The sequence below is a fragment of the Collinsella sp. UBA1693 genome, assembly GCF_002320115.1.
In the GTDB taxonomy this organism is placed as follows: Bacteria; Actinomycetota; Coriobacteriia; order Coriobacteriales; family Coriobacteriaceae; genus Collinsella; species Collinsella tanakaei.
Genome location: NZ_DCJT01000010.1, coordinates 581,777 through 599,114 on the forward strand (window position 1 = coordinate 581,777; position 17,338 = coordinate 599,114).

Below are 17,338 nucleotides of genomic sequence, written 5' to 3' on the forward strand. Positions count from 1 at the left end.
GCTAACATTGCGCCGCGGCCGCCCACATCGCCTGCGTCCGGTGCTTTTTGCCTGTTGCATACGTTGGGGGAGTGGACGAGTCGAATGAACCAAGAAGAGCTTCAGCATAGAAGCCAGGCTAGCAATGAAGAAGCCAACGGGCAGAGTGCTCGAACCGCGCAAACGAAAGCCGCGCCGGAAGAGCCTGTAGCCTGCGATTGGCCGCTCAGGCTCGACAAGCTTCCCATTGGCAAGGACGCCATGGTGGCGACGGTCGATTCGGACGATCAATCCCTGCGCCAGCACATCCTCGACATGGGCCTCACCCCCGGTACCGAGGTCACCATGATGAAGTACGCCCCCATGGGCGATCCCATCGAGATCCGTCTGCGCGGCTACGAGCTCACGCTGCGTCGGGCGGACGCCGCGCGCATCACGCTCGAGAACATCCATGATGCGCACGCGGAGCAGCGCGAGCAGGCCCATGGCGGCTCCACCGCGCACCCCGCGCTGGGCGAGAAGACCTATCGCCCGCGTCCCGGCGAGCATCCCGTTCCCGCGGGCGATCCGCTGGAGTTCGCGCTGGCGGGCAATCAAAATTGCGGAAAGACCACGCTGTTCAACCAGCTCACGGGCTCTAACCAGCATGTGGGCAACTTCCCCGGCGTCACGGTAGACCGCAAGGACGGCCAGATCAAGGGCCATCCGGAGGCCGTCATCACGGACCTGCCGGGCATCTACTCGCTGTCACCCTACACCAGCGAGGAGGTCGTCAGCCGCAACTTCATTCTCACCGCGCGCCCGGATGCCATCATCAACATCGTCGACGCCACCAATATCGAGCGCAACCTCTACCTCACCATGCAGCTCATGGAGCTCGACCGCCCCATGGTCCTCGCCCTCAACATGATGGACGAGGTCGCGGCAAACGGCGGCACCATCGACGTCAACCTGCTCGAGAGCATGCTCGGCATCCCCGTGGTCCCCATTTCCGCTGCCAAGAACGAGGGCACCGGCGAGCTGGTCGAGCACGCCCTGCACGTGGCGCGCCATCGCGAGCGCCCCGGCCGCCTGGACTTCTGCTCTGCGGACGGTCCGGATGCAGGCGCCCTGCACCGCTGTATTCACTCGGTCGCGCATCTGATTGAGGACCACGCCAAGCGCGCCGGCATCCCCTTGCGCTTCGCGGCGACCAAGCTGGTCGAGGGTGATGAGCTGGTGCGCCAGGCCCTGCATTTGGACGAGAACGAGCTGGACGCGCTCGAGCACATCATCTCGCAGATGGAGGAGGAGTCCGGCAAAGACCGCCTCTCCGCCCTGTCTGACATGCGTTTCGCTTTCATCGGCGAGGTTTGCCGCCGCTGCGTGGTCAAGCCTCGCGAGAGCCGCGAGCACCTGAGATCGCTCGCCATTGACCGTATTCTCACGGGCCGCTTCACGGCGTTTCCCTCGTTCCTCGTCATCATGGGTCTGGTCTTCTGGCTCACGTTCGGCGTGATTGGCGCATGGCTGCAAGGCCTTATGGAAGAAGCGGTCGCCGCGCTCACAACGGTGGCGGACTCCGGCCTGGTTGCCTGGGGCGTCAACCCGGTGGTGCACTCGCTCATCATCGACGGCATCTTCGCCGGCGTGGGCAGCGTGCTTTCCTTCTTGCCGCTCATCGTGGTGCTCTTCTTGTTCCTCTCCATGCTCGAAGACTCCGGCTACATGGCGCGCGTCGCCTTTGTAATGGACAAGGTGCTGCGCCGCTTTGGCCTTTCTGGACGCAGCTTCGTACCTATGCTGGTAGGCTTTGGCTGCAGCGTTCCCGCCATCATGTCCACCCGTACCCTGCCCTCCGAGCATGACCGCAAGATGACCATCATGCTCACGCCGTTCATGAGCTGCTCGGCAAAGCTGCCTGTATACGGCCTGCTTACCGCTGCGTTCTTTGGACGAGGATCCGTTCTTGCGATGGTGTCCCTCTATATCCTGGGCATCGTTGTGGGCATGCTGGTGGCGCTTATCTTCAAGAACACCGCGTTCAAGGGCGAGCCCGTGCCGTTTATCATGGAGCTGCCTAACTACCGCCTTCCCAGCGCCAAGACCACCGTCATGCTGGCGTGGGACAAGGCCAAGGACTTCATCACGCGTGCGTTCACTATCATCTTCGCCGCTAGCGTGGTCATCTGGTTCCTGCAAACGTTCGACTTCCAGCTCAACGTGGTCACCGATCAGGCCGACAGCTTGCTCGCCGGCTTGGGCGGCTTGCTCGCGCCCATCTTCGCCCCGCTGGGCTTTGGCGATTGGCGCGCATCCACCGCGCTGGTCACGGGCCTGCTTGCGAAGGAGAGCGTTATCTCCACGCTTTCAGTCCTGCTGGGCACGGAGTCCGCCTCCGCGCTCGCGGCCCTGTTCACCCCGCTTACGGCATATACCTTCTTGGTATTCACGCTGCTCTACCCGCCCTGCGTCGCCGCTATAGGCGCGGTCAAAAACGAGCTGGGCGCCAAGTGGGCGCTCGCCGTGTTCGCGCTGCAGGTGGCAGTCGCCTGGATCATCGCCTTCGCGGTCCACGCGATTGGAATGGCGCTGGGGCTGGCATAGGCTACCTAATGCCCTTGGCGAGCATTTGCTCGCAATCGTGCTTATTCACTCCAAATACTCAAAACAGAACCGTTCGCGTTTCATCCGACGCGGGCGGTTTTGTTTTGAGCGAGAAGCCGGTGAGTGATTATGCAGGCAAACAAAGCGTTTTCTCGTGGCATTCCTCCAGCGGTATCGTTCGCTCAAATCGTGGCACATCGATACGGTTGGAGGAAAACCCATGCGCCAATCTGCAACAAAGCGAATCATCACACCCAGGCTTCAGGCCGGCTACGTTGTTTACCTGCGCGAGGCGGAGCGCGCCCCAAGTACCGTCAGCAAGTACAAGCGCTCCATAGCGCGTCTTGCAGAATGGCTCAACGGACGGCCCGCGACAAAGGAGGAAGTTCTTACGTGGAAGCACCGCCTCGCCGAGCAGGGCATGTCGCCATCCTCGGTTAACTCCGCCATCGCGGCGGCAAACGGGTTCTTTCGCTACGCCGGCTGGTATGACCTGCAGACGCGCTACCTGCGCGTTCAACGCAAGGCGTTTCGCGATTCTTCACGCGATCTTACGTTGGAAGAGTATCGCGCGCTCGTCCGGCAGGTATATAAGGTGGGTGACATCCCTGTTGCGCTTGCCATGGAAACCATTGCTTCCACGGGTATTCGCGTAAGCGAGCTTGCCTACATCACGGTCGAGGTGGTGCGCGCTGGTCGCGTCGACATCTCTCTCAAGGGCAAGATCCGCGTGATCATGCTGCCCTTGCGTTTAAAGGAGAAGCTACAAGATTACTGCGATACCCGTGGCATTCATTCTGGCCAGGTCATTGTGGACGAAGACGGGCTGCCGTATTCGCGTCGGCGTCTTTGGGGAAGGATGAAGTGCATAAGCGTTGCGGCGGGCGTGGATCCCAGCAAAGCCTTTCCGCACAACCTGCGGCATCTCTTCGCCATTACGTTCTACCAGACAAGCGGTGACATCGTAAAGCTCGCCGACGTCCTGGGCCATTCATCAGTGGAGACCACCCGCATCTACCTCGCCACATCAGGGGAAGAACATCGCAGAACACTCGATGGATTGGGTTTGGTTCTCTGATAGAACAAGGAGGAATGCTTATTACCTTCCAACAGTATAAAACAGCTGGTTATTAATCTGAAACCATGAGGACAGTATTTTCAAAATAGACCTTGAAGCAATATGACATCTTTTAGTGAGCTGCGATAAGGACTTCGGCTACTTATATTGAACACCCCTGTCGAACGGAATAAGCAATCCGTTTCATTGGTGTGCTGGCATCGATGATGAGTGGGGGAGGAAGAAATGCAGAAAAAACTTGCTGCAACGGGAGCTGCGCTTGGACTTGTCGCAGGGCTTGCTTCGGGATTGCCTGCTGTTGCGTTGGCTACTCAAGCGGGCGAAGTGCCTGAGACTTCCGAAATGGAGGTGGGGCTAGTTGGCGATTCAGCTGACAAAGCCGCATCGGGTTTGGCTGGAAATGGTACTGTATAAGACCCTTATCAGATCGGCAGCGTCAATGATCTGCTAAAAATAAAAGATATTGAAGCTGCCGCCGCCCAGAGCGGTGCGGGCGCAATCTACTATCGACAGACGAAGGACATTTCTTTTAGCAGCATTGCTGTCGGTGATTTTTCGACACCTTATATATCTGGAACATTTCGAGGCGTGTATAACGGAGGCGGCCATTCGATTGAGGGCATGGTCAAGCCTTTGTTTGGCGAAATAAAGGGTGACGTCATTGGGGGCGCAACGGGCGATATCATCTCGTCTTACAAGTCTGGCGATGACTACCTCAAGCTGTATAGCTCGGCGATTATTAACCTCAAGATAGTTGCCCCCTCAATTGATCCCTCAGATAATTTAAATGGGAATTATTCGTTTGTTGTCGGTCGTAAGGCTACTAACGCATCGTTTGTTCAGGTTGTTGTAGAGAGGGCGACGGTCAAGGGGTATTCACTTGAAGATTCCCAGATTGGCGGAGTTATCGGCGAGGGGGAAGCCTGCCTGTTTGATCGGTGCTCTGTGACGATGGACGCTTCCAATGCCAAGAATATAGCCGGTCTGGTTGGTAGGGCGTACGGTAATTCTGTAACACCGTTTGTAATGGTGGGGTGCCACAGCGGGGGCTCTGCGAAAATGAGCGGCGTTTTCGGCGGAGGCATGGTCTTCATCGCTACCGATCTGAAAAATGAATCGGTTGGAGATTCTAAATATGAGCTAAAGATAGAAAACTGCTCGTCAAATATGAATATCTCTTCAGAGAATTCGAAGGGCTCCAAGAATGATAACGGTATGGTCAACATAGGCGGTCTTATCGGAAGGTCAACTCTTGCGACGCTTATCGATGGAGGCTCTTTTTCAGGTTCTCTTAAATACGGTGTGCAGGGTAACAATGTATATGTCGGAGGGGTTGCTGGCAACGTTGTCTCTAATGCCAAAGTGTTTGAAGGAGGGGAGACGTGTAATGTCGAAAACGCGACGCTTCCTTCGGGCGACACCTCTTCTGCGTTTTATATCGGGCGCCGAATTGGAGGTTATGGTTCTGAAAAGACACTGGATTGGGGATACGACACGGGAGCAATTCTCCAGGGGAAGGATGGGGCTATTCCATCTATCAGCTCAGGAGCAAAGATTGGCGAGATCGGAAGCCTCAGGATGGTGACGCTTTCCAACGTTAATCAGGATGAGCTGGAGATATCTAGCAACAGCACCTTAAACATTGGCGCCGAGTGCACGATAAAATCGATCAATTTCCATGGCGGGAACCTATTGGTTAGGAATAAAGGTGCGATTGGAGCTATTAGCGTTGAAGATGGAATAGCTTGGCAGCTTGATAATGAAGGGTCTATCGATGAGGTCGTATATAAGGGCAGTAGTCGCCTCGAAGGTAGCGGAAAGAGCTATGTTGTTGAAGTTCTGAGTAACAAGGGGTCTATTGGCAAGATATCTGCATACGATGGCGACGACCTCGTTTCCGTTGCCCTTGGCAGCGGTGTCGGAGTTCTTCAATATGACAATCAAGGCCAGCTTTGTCTCACAACGAGTAGCGATACGACTTTACCGGATGCAACAAAAGGTGCCTTTAAATTCGATGGATGGTTCGACGACCCAGGTTTTTCCTCGAATAAGGCAGAGAGTCTCGTACGCAATAAGGTTTACTATGCAAAATGGCTGAGGCAGATATCCTTTGATGGGAACGGTGCGGATAGCGGCTCGATGGCGAATCAGGCCGTTGTCGAGAAAGATGCCCAAACGACCATCTCCACAAACGGTTTCAAGAAGACCGGATACCAGTTTATCGGATGGAATACTTCTGCCGATGGTGTAGGTACGAGCTATTCGGCAGAGGAGAAGGTGTCTAAGGTTCCCAGCGGTGCCACGCTGTATGCTCAGTGGAAGGCAAACAGGTACACCGTCAAATTCGATTCTAACGGTGGCGATGGTTCGATGGCGGACGTCGAGGCGACCTACGACTCCCTGGCAACGCTTCCGGATAATACGTTCACCAAGAGCGGAAAGAAATTCGCCGGTTGGGCGACGACTCAGGAAAAGGCTAACGACGAAGCCGTCGATTATTCGGATGGCACAGAAGTGCTGAACCTCGCGGAGAGCGGGGACGTTACCCTGTACGCGGTTTGGACCGATAAGGATGTCCTCGATCCGGAGCTTTCTGATACGGTTGTCACCTACGACGGGACCCAGAAGCAGTTCAAAATCGACGGGGACTACACGATTGAGTATTACTTGAATCGCGAGAAGGTTGATAACCCGATTGCTGCAGGCATCTATGACGTAGTGGTTTCCCGTGATGAAGACGCTGATTGCGCCGCCTACCACGCGCGTATCGCAGCTGGCCTCGTCATCGAGAAGGCCGCTCTCACGATCACTCCGAACAATATGAGCGCTTACGTGGGCGATGCGGTGCCGACCCTGGACCAAAAGGCGTACAAGATCGAGGGCCTTTGTGGGGATGACGAGCTTGAAAAAGCGCCGACTCTCTCTTACGAGTCTACTCCTGATATGACCAAGCCCGGCTCCGTCAAGATCGTCGCAGCTGGCGCGGAGGCGTCCGACAATTATGAGGTCTCCTATGGGACCGGTACCCTCACCGTATCCAACCGTCCCGTGACGCCGCCCTCCTCGTCCGATAAGACCGAGGTCGAGAAGAACCCCGACGGCTCCACCACCACGACGGTGACCAAGCCCGACGGCTCGCAGACCATCACCCATGAGACCGCGACCGGTACCGAGTCCGTGGTCAAGAAGGACGGGGACGGCAACGTCACGTCCACCGAGGTGACGGTCTCCAAGAAGGACGCGGAATCCGGCAGGGTGGAGCTGCCGCTCGCCGACGCCGAGCCCGTGACGGACGTCGACAAGGCCCCCGAGGTCGAGGTCAAGGTGCCCTCCTCCGTCACCGCCGACAAGCCCGTCCAGGTGACGGTTCCGGTCGCCAAGGACGATGGCTCCGAGCCGAACTACGGAATCGTGGTGTTCGCGGTGGACGCCGAGGGCAACGAGACCGTCATCCCGAAGTGCGCCGTGGACGACGACGGCAACGTGGTCTTCGAGGCGACCGGGAACGTCGTCATCAAGGTGGTCGACGCCGCCAAGGACATGCCCGACGTGACCGACGCCGACTGGTTCGCAGGCGACGTCGTGGACTTCGCCACGGCCCGCGGCATCGTCAACGGCGTGGCGCTTCCCGATGGCTCCCGCGTCATCGACGGCTACGGCAAGACCTCGCGCGGCATGTTCGTCGCGATGCTCCATAACCTGGAGCTGAACCCCGGGGCAGCGAGCGAGGGCTCCCTCGCGGACGTGCCCTCCGACGCCTTCTACGCCGACGCGGCCGCGTGGGCGCTGGAGGAGGGTATCCTCTCCGGCGTCGACATGCCCGGCGGCACCAAGCAGTTCCAGGGTAACGCCGACGTCACCCGCGAACAGGTCGCCGTCTTCCTGATGCGCTACGCCGGGTACCTGGGCATGGACGTCTCCAAGCGCGCGGAGATCGACTTCCCGGACGCCGGTGAGGTCTCCGGCTTCGCCAAGGATGCCATGTCCTGGGCCGTGGCGAACGGCCTGTTCACCGGCGACGACGTGACCGGCGAGCTCAACCCCACCGACGGCGCCGCGCGCGCCGAGGTGGCAGCGGTGCTCATGCGCTTCATCAACCTGATGTACGCGTAGAGACCGATTAATACTTAGGGGCAGCTGGGCGGAGTTTCCCGGCTGCCCCTCCTTTGTATAGGCGAATAGGCGGATTATCCAGCGGTGCCGATGAGGTGCTGTCGGTTTTGTGTAGCACGTTGGCTATCCGGCGTGCAGGAGGTTGCATGGTATGACGGACAATCGCCAGGGTTGGTACGCTGTCCATGTTGGCGTGGGGAGGGAGGAGGCGATGGCGTCCCGCATCTCGCGTGTGCTTCAGGGTTGTGGATTGGAAGAGGCGTTCTTTCCCAAGTTCGAGGTTGAGCAGAAGTTTCACGGCGAGTGGAAGCGCGTGCTGAAGCCCTTGTGGCCCGGTTACATCATCGTGGCGACGCGACTTCCCGATGCCCTTGTAAAGGGTTGCGCCGAGCTCTCCGAGCATGCTCACGTCGTCGAAGTGGGCGGTGAGCCCGCTGCGCTGGTGTCCCCCGCAGCTGAACTCGTCCGCGCATGGACCGATCCCGGCGACAGGGTGGTTTCGTTGAGCACGGGCGTGAAGGAGAGGGACAACATGACGGTGTTGCAGGGTCCCTTGGTGGGCAACGAGCACCTCATCGAGAGCATGGATTGCCGTAAGGGTATCACCTTGTTGGGCGTCGACGGCCTGGATGGAAAGGGGCGGATGCGCATAGGATTACGCGTGCTCCCCGGTGTTAAGATAAGTAACATCGATTTTTAAGTTTCAGCTTGCAAAAAAGCCCACCGGCTTATCTAAGGGATGTTCTGAGACGCGCGAAGCGCGGCGAACACATCCCTTAGATAAGTCCGGTGGGCCTTCTCTGTTAGGTATTACTCGTCCTACTGCTGCTGAGCCAGAAGCGCCTCAACCTCGCCGCGCGTGGGCATGGACGGAATGGCTCCTCGTCCACGAACGCAAAGCGATGCGACGGCGTTGCCAAAGCGGGCGAAGCCGCAAGCCTGTTCAAGCGTGACGTCTGCCGCATCGACGCCGCTCTCGCAGAAGGCGGTGAGGAAGCCGCCCCAGAACGAGTCGCCCGCTCCGGTGGTGTCGACGATATCGGTGGGGAAGCCCTCGACGTAGGCGCCGCCTTGGGCGCAGCGAACGTAGGCTCCAGCGCCGCCAAGGGTGACTACGGCGACCTTTACGCCCTTCTCGAGCAGGGTCTCCGCCGCCTTCTCGGGGTGACGGGTACCGGTGAGCAGCTCGCATTCCTCGTCCGAGATCTTCATAAGGTCCATGCGGTTGACGATGGAGCGCATCTGCAACTGGGCGACCTGCGCGGATGCCCACAGGCTGCTGCGGTAGTTGGGGTCATAGGAAAGCACGCAGCCGGCTTCGCGGGCGCGGTCGAGCGCAGCGAGGGTTGCGCTGCGGGCGGGCTCGTTGGTGAGGGAGAGCGAGCCCACGTGGAAGACGCGGGTTGCGTCGATGACGTCGAGCGCGAGCTCGCGGGCGTTAAGGCAGGTGTCCGCGCCGGGCTTGCGGGCGAAGGAGAATGCGCGCTCGCCGCGCTCGTTCAAAGCTACAAACGCCAGGGTGGTGAACACGTTGGGGTCCAGGATGAGGCCGGTGGTATCGACGCCTTCGCCGGCGAGGGTGTCACGCAGGAAGGTGCCGTGCATATCGTCGCCCACCTTGCCTATGAACGCGGTGGTAGCACCGAGCTTGCGAGCGGCGACCAGGACGTTTGCGGGCGCGCCGCCGGGGTTGCGCTCGAACATCTTCTGGCCGTTTTGCGAGGTGCCCACCTCGGTGAAGTCGATGAGGAGCTCGCCCAGGGCGGTAATGGAATACTTGGAGGCCATGTGCATCCTTTCTCGTAACGTGTCTTTGTAATTGCCTACTTGGATGATATGACGGATGAGGGGTTTGCGCGTGTAACGATGCTGTTAATACGTACCCTCCATACCGTCGCCCATAGGCCAGACGCGGGCTTCCTCGGCGGTTCCCTGGATGGCGATGTCGAGCTGGTCTGCTGTGGGGAACCAACGGGTGGAGAAGACCTCCCGGCCGTTGTTGGCGAAGATTTCGAGAGCGGAGTTGTCTACCAGGACGCGCAGGTTTTCAAGTGCGTTGACGTTGACAGTGCGCGTCTGGCGACCGCGGCCGATGCCTTGCGCGCCGTCGTCAAAGCTGAGGGTGAGCTCGCCGTCCGCGAAGGCGATGCGAGCCGCGCCATCGAGCGTGAGGTCGAATGGACCGCTGATGCCATCGACGACGATGTCTGCGCGGTGGGCGGCTAGGGTTGCCGTGCGGGTCTGCGCCGGGGCGCTGTCAACATGTGCGAAGGACGCCTGTTCGCCGCGGAGCTGTTCGAGTTCGGGAGCGGGCGCCATTGCGACTACGCCGTCCTCGCAGCGGGTGAGTACGCGCGGCACGGTGAGGCAGTGGATCCAGTCGAGGTTATCCGGCGCGGAGTCGAACGGCGGCTCGGGCAGGCCCATCCAGCCGATAAGGATGGTGCGGCCCTGGGGGTCGGTGAAGGTTTGCGGCGCATAGAAGTCGAAGCCAAAGTCCCAGCGGCGGAAGAGCGCGGGGTTGACGTGCTCGCAGCCGATGAGCTTGACCGCAGCGGGCAGCGGGATGTAGCCGGACTGGTCGCGCAGGCCGTTTGCCCAGGGGAGCTCTGCCATGCCCTGCGGGCAGAAGGACAGGTACTCGAAGCCGTCGAGCGCGATGCGATCCGGGCACTCCCACATAAAACCAAAGTGAGATGTGGGACGTACCGTGGAGGCGGTGGTCCAGCTAAGGCCGTCTTGAGACTCCATGATAAGCGCAAGGCCCTCATCGTCCATATCGCGAGCGCCCAGAAGCATGTGCAGGCTGCCGTCTTGACTCCACACCTTGGGGTCGCGCACATGGCAGCTGCAGAAGTCCGGATAGTCGGCGTTGCGCAGTAGCACCTGCTTTTCGCCCAGGTCAAAGCCATCGGTGGTTTCGATGAGAATCTCATTCGCCTGGCGGCCGGAGTAGATGTAGTCATGGGCGCCGGGCTCTTTGACGTTACCGGTGTAGTACAGGCGCAAAAGGTCGCTGCCGTCCGCGTCGCCGCCGGGGACGATGTAGGCCGATCCGGAGTACGCGCCGTTGGCATCTTCTGGAATATCCTGGTGGATGACCATGCCGTGGTGCGTCCAGTGAACCAGGTCCGGGCTGGTGGCGTGGCCCCAGCCGCGCTCGCTGCCGTTTGGCCAATCCGGGCTGTACTGATGGAAGACGTGGTAGAGGCCCTTGAAATAGCACAGGCCGTTGGGATCGTTAACCCAGCCGGTGGGAGGCATGAGATGGAATCCCATACGCCAGCGATTGGTTGTCATTGTGCGTGCTCCTTTATTTTTAAAGCGGGATGTGGGTTGCTTGGGCGGGCGCGAACGCGCTCCTATGGTTGTGCGTTGCCGGCTTAGAGCGATACCGTATCGGAAAGCTGGTCGGGCTTGGCGATGCGGTATCCAAGAAGGGGCTACGAATGGCTTTACGCCTCAACGGGGTCTTTGTAGAGAATGAAGGACACGGCGAAGGCTACGATTGCCGTGGCGGCGAACATGATGATGTACTGCAGCGGCTGGTTGAGGCACAGCAGGATGCCGAAGATGCCCGTGACGCCCGTACCGGTAGCGCCAAGATGGGTGATGGAGCAGATGAGGGCTCCCACGGCGGCGCCGATGCAGCCGGCGACGAAGGGCTTGACGAAGCGGAGGTTCACGCCGAAGATGGCGGGCTCGGTGATGCCCATGAAGGCGGAGAGGGCAGAGGGGGCTGCGAGGCCCTTGATCTTGGCGCTCTTGGTCTTGAGGGCGACGGCGAGGCAGGCACCGCCCTGGCCGATGTTGGCGGCGCTAGCGATGGGCAGCCAGTAGGTGACGCCGTACTGGGCAAGCTGGCCCAGGTCGATGGCGGTGTACATCTGGTGCAGGCCGGTTACGACGGTGGGGGCGTACAGGCCTCCGATGATGGCGGAGCCGATGCCCAGGGGCAGGGTGAGCAGGAACTGGATGCCGCCCAGGATGGCGTTCTCAAGATAGACAAAGATGGGGCCGACGGCGGCGATGGTGATAAACGCGGTGATGAAGACGGATACCAGCGGGGTCACGAAGAGGTCGAACATGTCCGGCACGTGCTTATGCAGCCACTTCTCCAGAACGGAGAGGATGAAGCAAGCGATCACGATGGGGATGACGTGGCCCTGGTAACCGATGAGCTCGATGTTGTAGATGCCGAAGATAGAGAGGTAGTTGTTAACGCCCTCGGAAGCGACGGTGTAGGCGTTTTGCAGGCTGGGGTTGATGAGGATCGCACCCATGACCGCGCCCAGGTAGGGGTTGGCGCCGAACGCCTTGGCCGCGGAGAAGCCGATGAGGATCTGCAGGAAGGTGAACGCGGTGTTGGAGACCAGGTCTGCGATGACGTAGAGCGAGCTGGAGGTATCGATGGAAAGGTAGCCGTTGGTGTTCATGAAGGATAGGGCGCTCATGATGCCCAGTAAAAGACCGGACGCGACGATTGCTGGGATGATGGGAACAAAGATGTCGCCAAGCAGCTTGATGGCGCGCATGAAGGGGTTCTGACGCTCCGCCACGGCCTCCTTGGCCTCTTCCTTAGTGGCCTCTTTGATATTGCCGAGCTTGATGAACTCGTCGTAGACCTTGTTGACGGTGCCGGTTCCGTAGATAACCTGCAGCTGGCCGGCTGCTTGGAAGTTGCCCTTGGCGCCTTCTGCGTTGTCGACGGCCTGCTGGTTCACCTTCGAGTCGTCGGCGATGACCAGGCGAAGGCGCGTTGCGCAGTGGGCGGCGGAGACTACGTTGTCCGCTCCTCCCACGGCGTCGAGGATCTGCTGCGCGGCGAGTCTGTGATCGAGTGCCATATGCGTTCCTTCCCGTTCGAATCGGTGCGCTTGCAATGTGGAACCTGGTTTCAGTATAGAGGACAAACTGCTTCATTGCTCTTCTAAATGAGAGGTAGAAGTATGTGTGTTCGTTCTCATATGGAATCGTTCCCACAACGATATACATACACCGAGGGCGCGTGGTTGCCAATGAGTTTGCGGACATAGTGTCGCCAGCGGTAGAAAAATGACGGCGAATGGTTTTTGCATGCCAGGTGAGTGGGCGGATTGAAGTTGGTCATCGCGCTCGTAAGCGGTGCCTTGCGCAGTTCATGAGGATAATTGCATCGATATTGGATTGTGTTTTGTATACCAAATCGATAGGTAATTAATTACCAGCGGGTTTTCGGTCGCTGAGCACCCGTCTACTCGGCAAAACCTGAAATCGATGCAATTATCCGTAGGGCCGCGCGGCAGGCAGTCACGATATACGGTAGCGCCGCTGTTGACCCGGGGCTTTTAGCGCAATTGGGCGAGGCGGTAAGGTGAGGACTCAGGAGGTTTCGCCGGGGTTGGACGTCCGTTGCTTCCTAACGTCTTTGGGCAGCATGCCGTACTGGCGCTTGAAGACCTCGCGCGTCATGCGCGAGTTGTTTAGGGCATACTTCTCCGTTAAAGCCTTGATGCTTTCATCCGTGTTCAACAAGTCATCGTGCAGGCGATTGACTTTTACTTCGTACATGTATTGAACAAGTGAGATTCCGGTGCGCTGCTTGAACATGCGCGATAGGTAGCTGGGGTTGTATCCAAATAGATCGGCGAGGTCGCTGACCAGGATTGACTCGTGAATATGCTCGTGCAGATACGTGATAATCTCTTTGACGTCTTCCGCCCCGCGTGTGTTGTCGTTAGGTGCGCGGAACTTAGTAAACATATGCTTAAGTACTTTGAGCAGATAGATTTCGAAATCAAACCAGGCTCCTTCGCCCGGGCTCTCCAGTATTTCGTACATCGCATTTAGCAATTCAACAATTTCGCGGTATTCCCTATACTCCGTCCTTCCGTTTCGAAAAGACGCTGCTTCCGGGTTCTCATAAAACGGGCGAACGGCGTGAAGGGGAATCTGCAAGACAAGGGAGCAATTAGGCGTGCTGGCGACTTCGTGGATCGCGCCGGACGGTACCATTGCGAATTCTCGCGGGCCTACAGCGAGTTCGTGCCCATCGAGGGTGAAGCGCAAGTTGCCCTTGATTACGCAGACAACCTCCAGGCTGTTGTGCCAATGAAAGGGGATGTAGTTGGTAAAGGGCTCGTCCGAATAGTAGAAGCGAACACCGTTGCGAAGGTTGGGCACCACGTTTTCATGATGCTTTTGTTCCATACCGTTCACCCCTTCATAAATGCCGTTCAGCTTTTGCAAAAGAAGAAAAAAAGTGAGAATTCTTACCTCGTTAGCTGACCTTCATGACTAACTTTCCTGTAAGGAAAATCTTGAATTAAGAAGACCGTACCATATTGATAACGAAAAACCACCCCAACAACCTGCAAATATAGCGAAAGGATATGGTATGGGAACCATCTGCAACCCCGTCATCCCAGGCATGGCACCGGACCCTTCAATTCTTCGTGTAGGTAATGATTATTATATTGCGACATCGACGTTCCATTGGAATCCGGCGGTCCAGATCTTCCATTCGACCGACCTGGCGAATTGGGATCTAATGGGCTACGCCCTCACCAACGGCGAGGTGAACCTAAGGGGTACCAATACCCCGGCAGGCATTTGGGCGCCGCATCTTTCCTACGATCCCGCGACTGGACGATTCTGGCTGGCATATTCCCACATGCTCAACATGGGTGGACGCGAGTTCAATTCCGATTCGTATCTCATGTGGGCGGACAGCATCGAGGGACCATGGTCAAAGCCCGTCTACCTGACGTCCATCGGGTTCGATCCTTCGCTTTTCCATGACAAGGACGGCAGGCACTACATCAGCATTCTTGAATGGGAGACTCGCGAGGGCCATCGCCATCCCGGTCATATCGTCATTTCCGAGGTCGATCCTGAGACCGGCAAGATTAGTGGCTGGCATCGCGTGACGCAGGGCTTTACCACGCGCGGCTGCGCGGAAGCTCCCCAGATCTACAAGCACGACGGGTACTACTATCTCTTCTTGGCCGCCGGCGGTACCGGGTACGGCCATGGTGTTGAGGTCGGGCGCTCCAAATCGGTGTTCGGCCCCTATGAGCCCGATCCGTCGAACGAGCCCATCATCACGTCGAACCCGAAGCACCTGTATTCTCTGGGCGATCCGGATGCGGGACATTTCGAGATGTTCAACCCGAACTCGCCCATCCAGAAGTCTGGCCACGGGTCCCTTTTCTCCACGCCGGAAGGGGAGTGGTACGTCGCCCATCTCATGAGTCGTCCGTTGCCCGGAAAGCTTCTCAATCCCCTTGGCCGCGAGACCTCTCTCCAGAAGATGACTTGGACCGATGACGGTTGGATTCACATGGCGGATGGAAGCAATCTGGCTAAGGTCGATGTCGATGTCCCGGGCGATGTGGAGCAAGACCCGGCGCGTTTTGACATCGATGACCGCTTCGAGGGCGACGGCCGTAGCATCCGTTTCATGACTCCCTACCATGATCAGGGCGAGGATTGGATCGATGCCTCTTACGATGGCGAGCTTCGCATCTACGGACGAGACTCCCTGTTCTCCCAGATGAACCCCTCCGTTATGGCAACGCCTGCGACGTCGTTTGAATACACGCTGCAGACCAAGGTTTCGTTTGCTCCCGTCCATTACTCGCAAGGTGCGGGAGTCGGCTTGTACTACGACAACAACAACTGGCTCTACGTCCGCCTGTGCTGCAGCGATGATGAGAAGTCTTGCGTGCTGCGCGTTTTGCAGGCGCGCCTTGGAGCCCGAATCGAGCATAAGGCCCATGAAGTCGAGGTTCCGTCCGGAACGGCGGAGATCCGCATCGACTATAGCGCTACGGTTCCGCGACGGTTCTGTATCGCTTGGAGGAGCAGGATTCTTGGGTCCAGCTATGCGATCCCTTCGATGTCGAGTATCTCTCTGATGAAGGGGTCAACGGCGAGCCGGGCGAGATTGGCGGCTTCACTGCGCTCTTCAACTTCATTGGCGCCGTCGATTCGTTCCAGCATGAGTCCTACGGATCGTTTAGCTACTGCACCGTTACCAATACCAGCTCGCGATAGGGAGGAGTCGCAATGGCTGCATCATCAACCCAGGGCGCCGCAGAAATGGCCGCTCGTAAAACGTCAATTCCGCTAAGAAGGCTTGTTCCCGCCCTCATCATCGGCCCCGGTTCATGGCTCGGTCCCTATATCGTCATGAACAGCCTGTTCTTGCCGCCCCTTATCCAGGAACTCGACCCCGTCAATAAGGTCAACACGGTTGCGTTGTTTGCAACCGCCGGCATGATCGTGGCGGCGATCTCCAACATGATCGCCGGTGCCCTTTCCGATCGCACACGCTCGCGTTTTGGCATGCGCACTCCTTGGATCATTGGTGGAGCCGCTGCATTTGCGGCGGCTATGGCCTGCGCATCTTTTGCTCCTAACGTGCCCGTTCTGCTTGCGGCATGGATGGCCGGTCAGGCGGCGCTCAACTTCATCGTGGCTCCCATGGTCGCGTGGATCGATATGGCCCCCGAAGGCAGCCAGGGCACAGCGTCCTCGGCATACGGTGGACTTGGCATGGCGCTTGGCAATAATGGTTTCAACGTAGTGGGCGCACTTTTCCTGAGTCAGTATCGCATGGGCTTTCTTGTCTTTGGCGTCATATCTCTTGTAGGCTCGCTTATTGCCTGCGCTTTGGTTCGCGAACCGTCCAACTTGGATGAGGCCGTGCCGCAGAAGGACCCTGCCAAAAAGGAGCACTTCTCGCTCACGACAGTTAAGAGCGTATTCCCCGCGTGGTCCCAAGGGCGCGACTACTACCTCGCTCTTATCGGAAAGATGTTCCAGGGTATCGGTAACTTCGCTATCGCCGGCTACATCCTGTACATCCTGACCGACTTCTTGGGCTTGGGCGCAAACGCGGAAGGCTCCGTTCAGCTTATCAATACCATCATGTTTGTCCTGGGTATCGCGATGGGCTTTTTGGCGGGACCCGCATCGGATAAGTTCAACGTGCTGAAATTCCCCGTTGCGTTCTCGACCATTTCTCTCGCCGTTGCCGCCGCATGCATGCTGCTGTTCCGCAACACCCTTGGCCTTACGCTCTATGCATTTTTCGCCGGTGTTGGCATGGGCTTGTGGAACTCCCTGGACAACCTGCTCAATCTGCGCGTAATTCCCGATCAGCAGCGAGTAGCATTCTTCCTGGGCGTGTACAACCTTGGCAACACGTTGACGTAGGCGATCGCTCCTGTCATCGCTGCGGCGGTCATCGGCGCCGTGGGCTACGTTGGCGTGTTCTACGTATCGATCGCATTCTCCCTTGTCGGAGGCCTGTGCATGCTCTGCATCAAGTCGGTTAAGCACTAGGTCCATTTCTCAAAGTAAACTAGACGGCAAGTGCCAATCGAGGAAGGCTCCAGGCATTGAGGTGCTTGGAGCCTTCTTTTGTTTGTTTGAGCCGTATCAGGCATTTCAAGTCAGCGATGCTTGCGCCGGGCGCGATAGGAATAGTCGACAAGCTCGTTTATGTGCCTTGCTAAGAGGATGGCGCTCCTTGCCGAGAAGATGCACCGAGCGACCTTTCGACAACGCAAGGCCCTCCGGTGCGTATGTCTCGGG

At 58.2% G+C, this 17,338-nt stretch carries 12 protein-coding genes; 7 read left to right on the top strand and 5 right to left on the bottom strand.

What is annotated here, in order from left to right; genetic code table 11:
* Nucleotides 1–84 precede the first annotated feature (84 nt).
* The 3 genes from feoB to B3H65_RS07025 all read left to right on the top strand — a co-directional run bounded on the left by feoB (nt 85) and on the right by B3H65_RS07025 (nt 4,057).
* Entirely contained in the window at nt 85–2,565 is a 2,481-nt protein-coding gene (feoB, locus tag B3H65_RS07015) for a ferrous iron transport protein B (RefSeq protein ID WP_286684680.1), read from the top strand.
* Between the two features lie 220 nt (nt 2,566–2,785).
* Nucleotides 2,786–3,643, top strand: coding sequence for a tyrosine-type recombinase/integrase (locus B3H65_RS07020; protein ID WP_286684681.1), 858 nt, complete (start codon nt 2,786–2,788; stop codon nt 3,641–3,643).
* A gap of 225 nt (nt 3,644–3,868) precedes the next feature.
* Complete coding sequence (locus B3H65_RS07025; protein ID WP_286684682.1) at nt 3,869–4,057, top strand: hypothetical protein; 189 nt, start codon at nt 3,869–3,871, stop codon at nt 4,055–4,057.
* A 1,275-nt stretch (nt 4,058–5,332) separates the two neighbouring features.
* Here the strand turns inward: B3H65_RS07025 and B3H65_RS07030 are convergent.
* On the bottom strand, nt 5,333–5,587 hold the full coding sequence (locus B3H65_RS07030) for a hypothetical protein (RefSeq protein WP_286684760.1): 255 nt from the start codon (nt 5,585–5,587) through the stop codon (nt 5,333–5,335).
* Nucleotides 5,588–5,746: 159 nt separating this feature from the next.
* On the opposite strand from B3H65_RS07030, the gene B3H65_RS07035 reads away from it, so the two are divergent.
* Both B3H65_RS07035 and B3H65_RS07040 read left to right on the top strand, forming a co-directional pair.
* Nucleotides 5,747–7,756, top strand: coding sequence for an InlB B-repeat-containing protein (locus tag B3H65_RS07035; protein WP_286684755.1), 2,010 nt, complete (start codon nt 5,747–5,749; stop codon nt 7,754–7,756).
* Nucleotides 7,757–7,907: 151 nt separating this feature from the next.
* Complete coding sequence (locus tag B3H65_RS07040; protein WP_286684683.1) at nt 7,908–8,456, top strand: transcription termination/antitermination NusG family protein; 549 nt, start codon at nt 7,908–7,910, stop codon at nt 8,454–8,456.
* Nucleotides 8,457–8,575: 119 nt separating this feature from the next.
* Here the strand turns inward: B3H65_RS07040 and B3H65_RS07045 are convergent, their stop codons facing one another.
* From B3H65_RS07045 to B3H65_RS07060, 4 genes are all read right to left on the bottom strand, one after another.
* Complete coding sequence (locus B3H65_RS07045) at nt 8,576–9,544, bottom strand: carbohydrate kinase family protein (RefSeq protein ID WP_286684684.1); 969 nt, start codon at nt 9,542–9,544, stop codon at nt 8,576–8,578.
* Nucleotides 9,545–9,628: 84 nt separating this feature from the next.
* Nucleotides 9,629–11,056, bottom strand: coding sequence for a glycoside hydrolase family 32 protein (locus B3H65_RS07050; protein WP_286684685.1), 1,428 nt, complete (start codon nt 11,054–11,056; stop codon nt 9,629–9,631).
* Nucleotides 11,057–11,211: 155 nt separating this feature from the next.
* A complete protein-coding gene (locus tag B3H65_RS07055) occupies nt 11,212–12,603 on the bottom strand; it encodes a PTS transporter subunit EIIC (RefSeq protein ID WP_286684686.1) in 1,392 nt (463 codons plus the stop codon).
* 514 nt (nt 12,604–13,117) lie between these two features.
* On the bottom strand, nt 13,118–13,945 hold the full coding sequence (locus tag B3H65_RS07060) for an AraC family transcriptional regulator (protein WP_286684687.1): 828 nt from the start codon (nt 13,943–13,945) through the stop codon (nt 13,118–13,120).
* Nucleotides 13,946–14,132: 187 nt separating this feature from the next.
* Here B3H65_RS07060 and B3H65_RS07065 point away from each other — a divergent pair, with 187 nt between their 5' ends.
* Together B3H65_RS07065 and B3H65_RS07070 are read left to right on the top strand one after the other, a co-directional pair.
* The gene (locus B3H65_RS07065; RefSeq protein ID WP_286684688.1) at nt 14,133–15,869 is read left to right on the top strand and encodes a family 43 glycosylhydrolase; all 1,737 of its coding nucleotides are present in this window, start codon (nt 14,133–14,135) and stop codon (nt 15,867–15,869) included.
* Nucleotides 15,806–16,957 (top strand): MFS transporter, encoded by a 1,152-nt coding sequence (locus tag B3H65_RS07070; protein WP_286684689.1) that lies wholly within the window; start codon nt 15,806–15,808, stop codon nt 16,955–16,957. The genes B3H65_RS07065 and B3H65_RS07070 overlap by 64 nt, the downstream gene beginning before the upstream one ends.
* Nucleotides 16,958–17,338 lie beyond the last annotated feature (381 nt).

What these genes read in the sequence shown, in the direction of transcription:
- B3H65_RS07045 (WP_286684684.1), bottom strand. Translation starts at nt 9,544, where the DNA reads ATGGCCTCCAAGTATTCCATTACCGCCCTGGGCGAGCTCCTCATCGAC.
- B3H65_RS07055 (WP_286684686.1), bottom strand. Translation starts at nt 12,603, where the DNA reads ATGGCACTCGATCACAGACTCGCCGCGCAGCAGATCCTCGACGCCGTG.
- feoB (WP_286684680.1), top strand. Translation starts at nt 85, where the DNA reads ATGAACCAAGAAGAGCTTCAGCATAGAAGCCAGGCTAGCAATGAAGAA.
- B3H65_RS07065 (WP_286684688.1), top strand. Translation starts at nt 14,133, where the DNA reads ATGGGAACCATCTGCAACCCCGTCATCCCAGGCATGGCACCGGACCCT.
- B3H65_RS07040 (WP_286684683.1), top strand. Translation starts at nt 7,908, where the DNA reads ATGACGGACAATCGCCAGGGTTGGTACGCTGTCCATGTTGGCGTGGGG.
- B3H65_RS07020 (WP_286684681.1), top strand. Translation starts at nt 2,786, where the DNA reads ATGCGCCAATCTGCAACAAAGCGAATCATCACACCCAGGCTTCAGGCC.
- B3H65_RS07070 (WP_286684689.1), top strand. Translation starts at nt 15,806, where the DNA reads ATGGCTGCATCATCAACCCAGGGCGCCGCAGAAATGGCCGCTCGTAAA.
- B3H65_RS07050 (WP_286684685.1), bottom strand. Translation starts at nt 11,056, where the DNA reads ATGACAACCAATCGCTGGCGTATGGGATTCCATCTCATGCCTCCCACC.
- B3H65_RS07060 (WP_286684687.1), bottom strand. Translation starts at nt 13,945, where the DNA reads ATGGAACAAAAGCATCATGAAAACGTGGTGCCCAACCTTCGCAACGGT.
- B3H65_RS07025 (WP_286684682.1), top strand. Translation starts at nt 3,869, where the DNA reads ATGCAGAAAAAACTTGCTGCAACGGGAGCTGCGCTTGGACTTGTCGCA.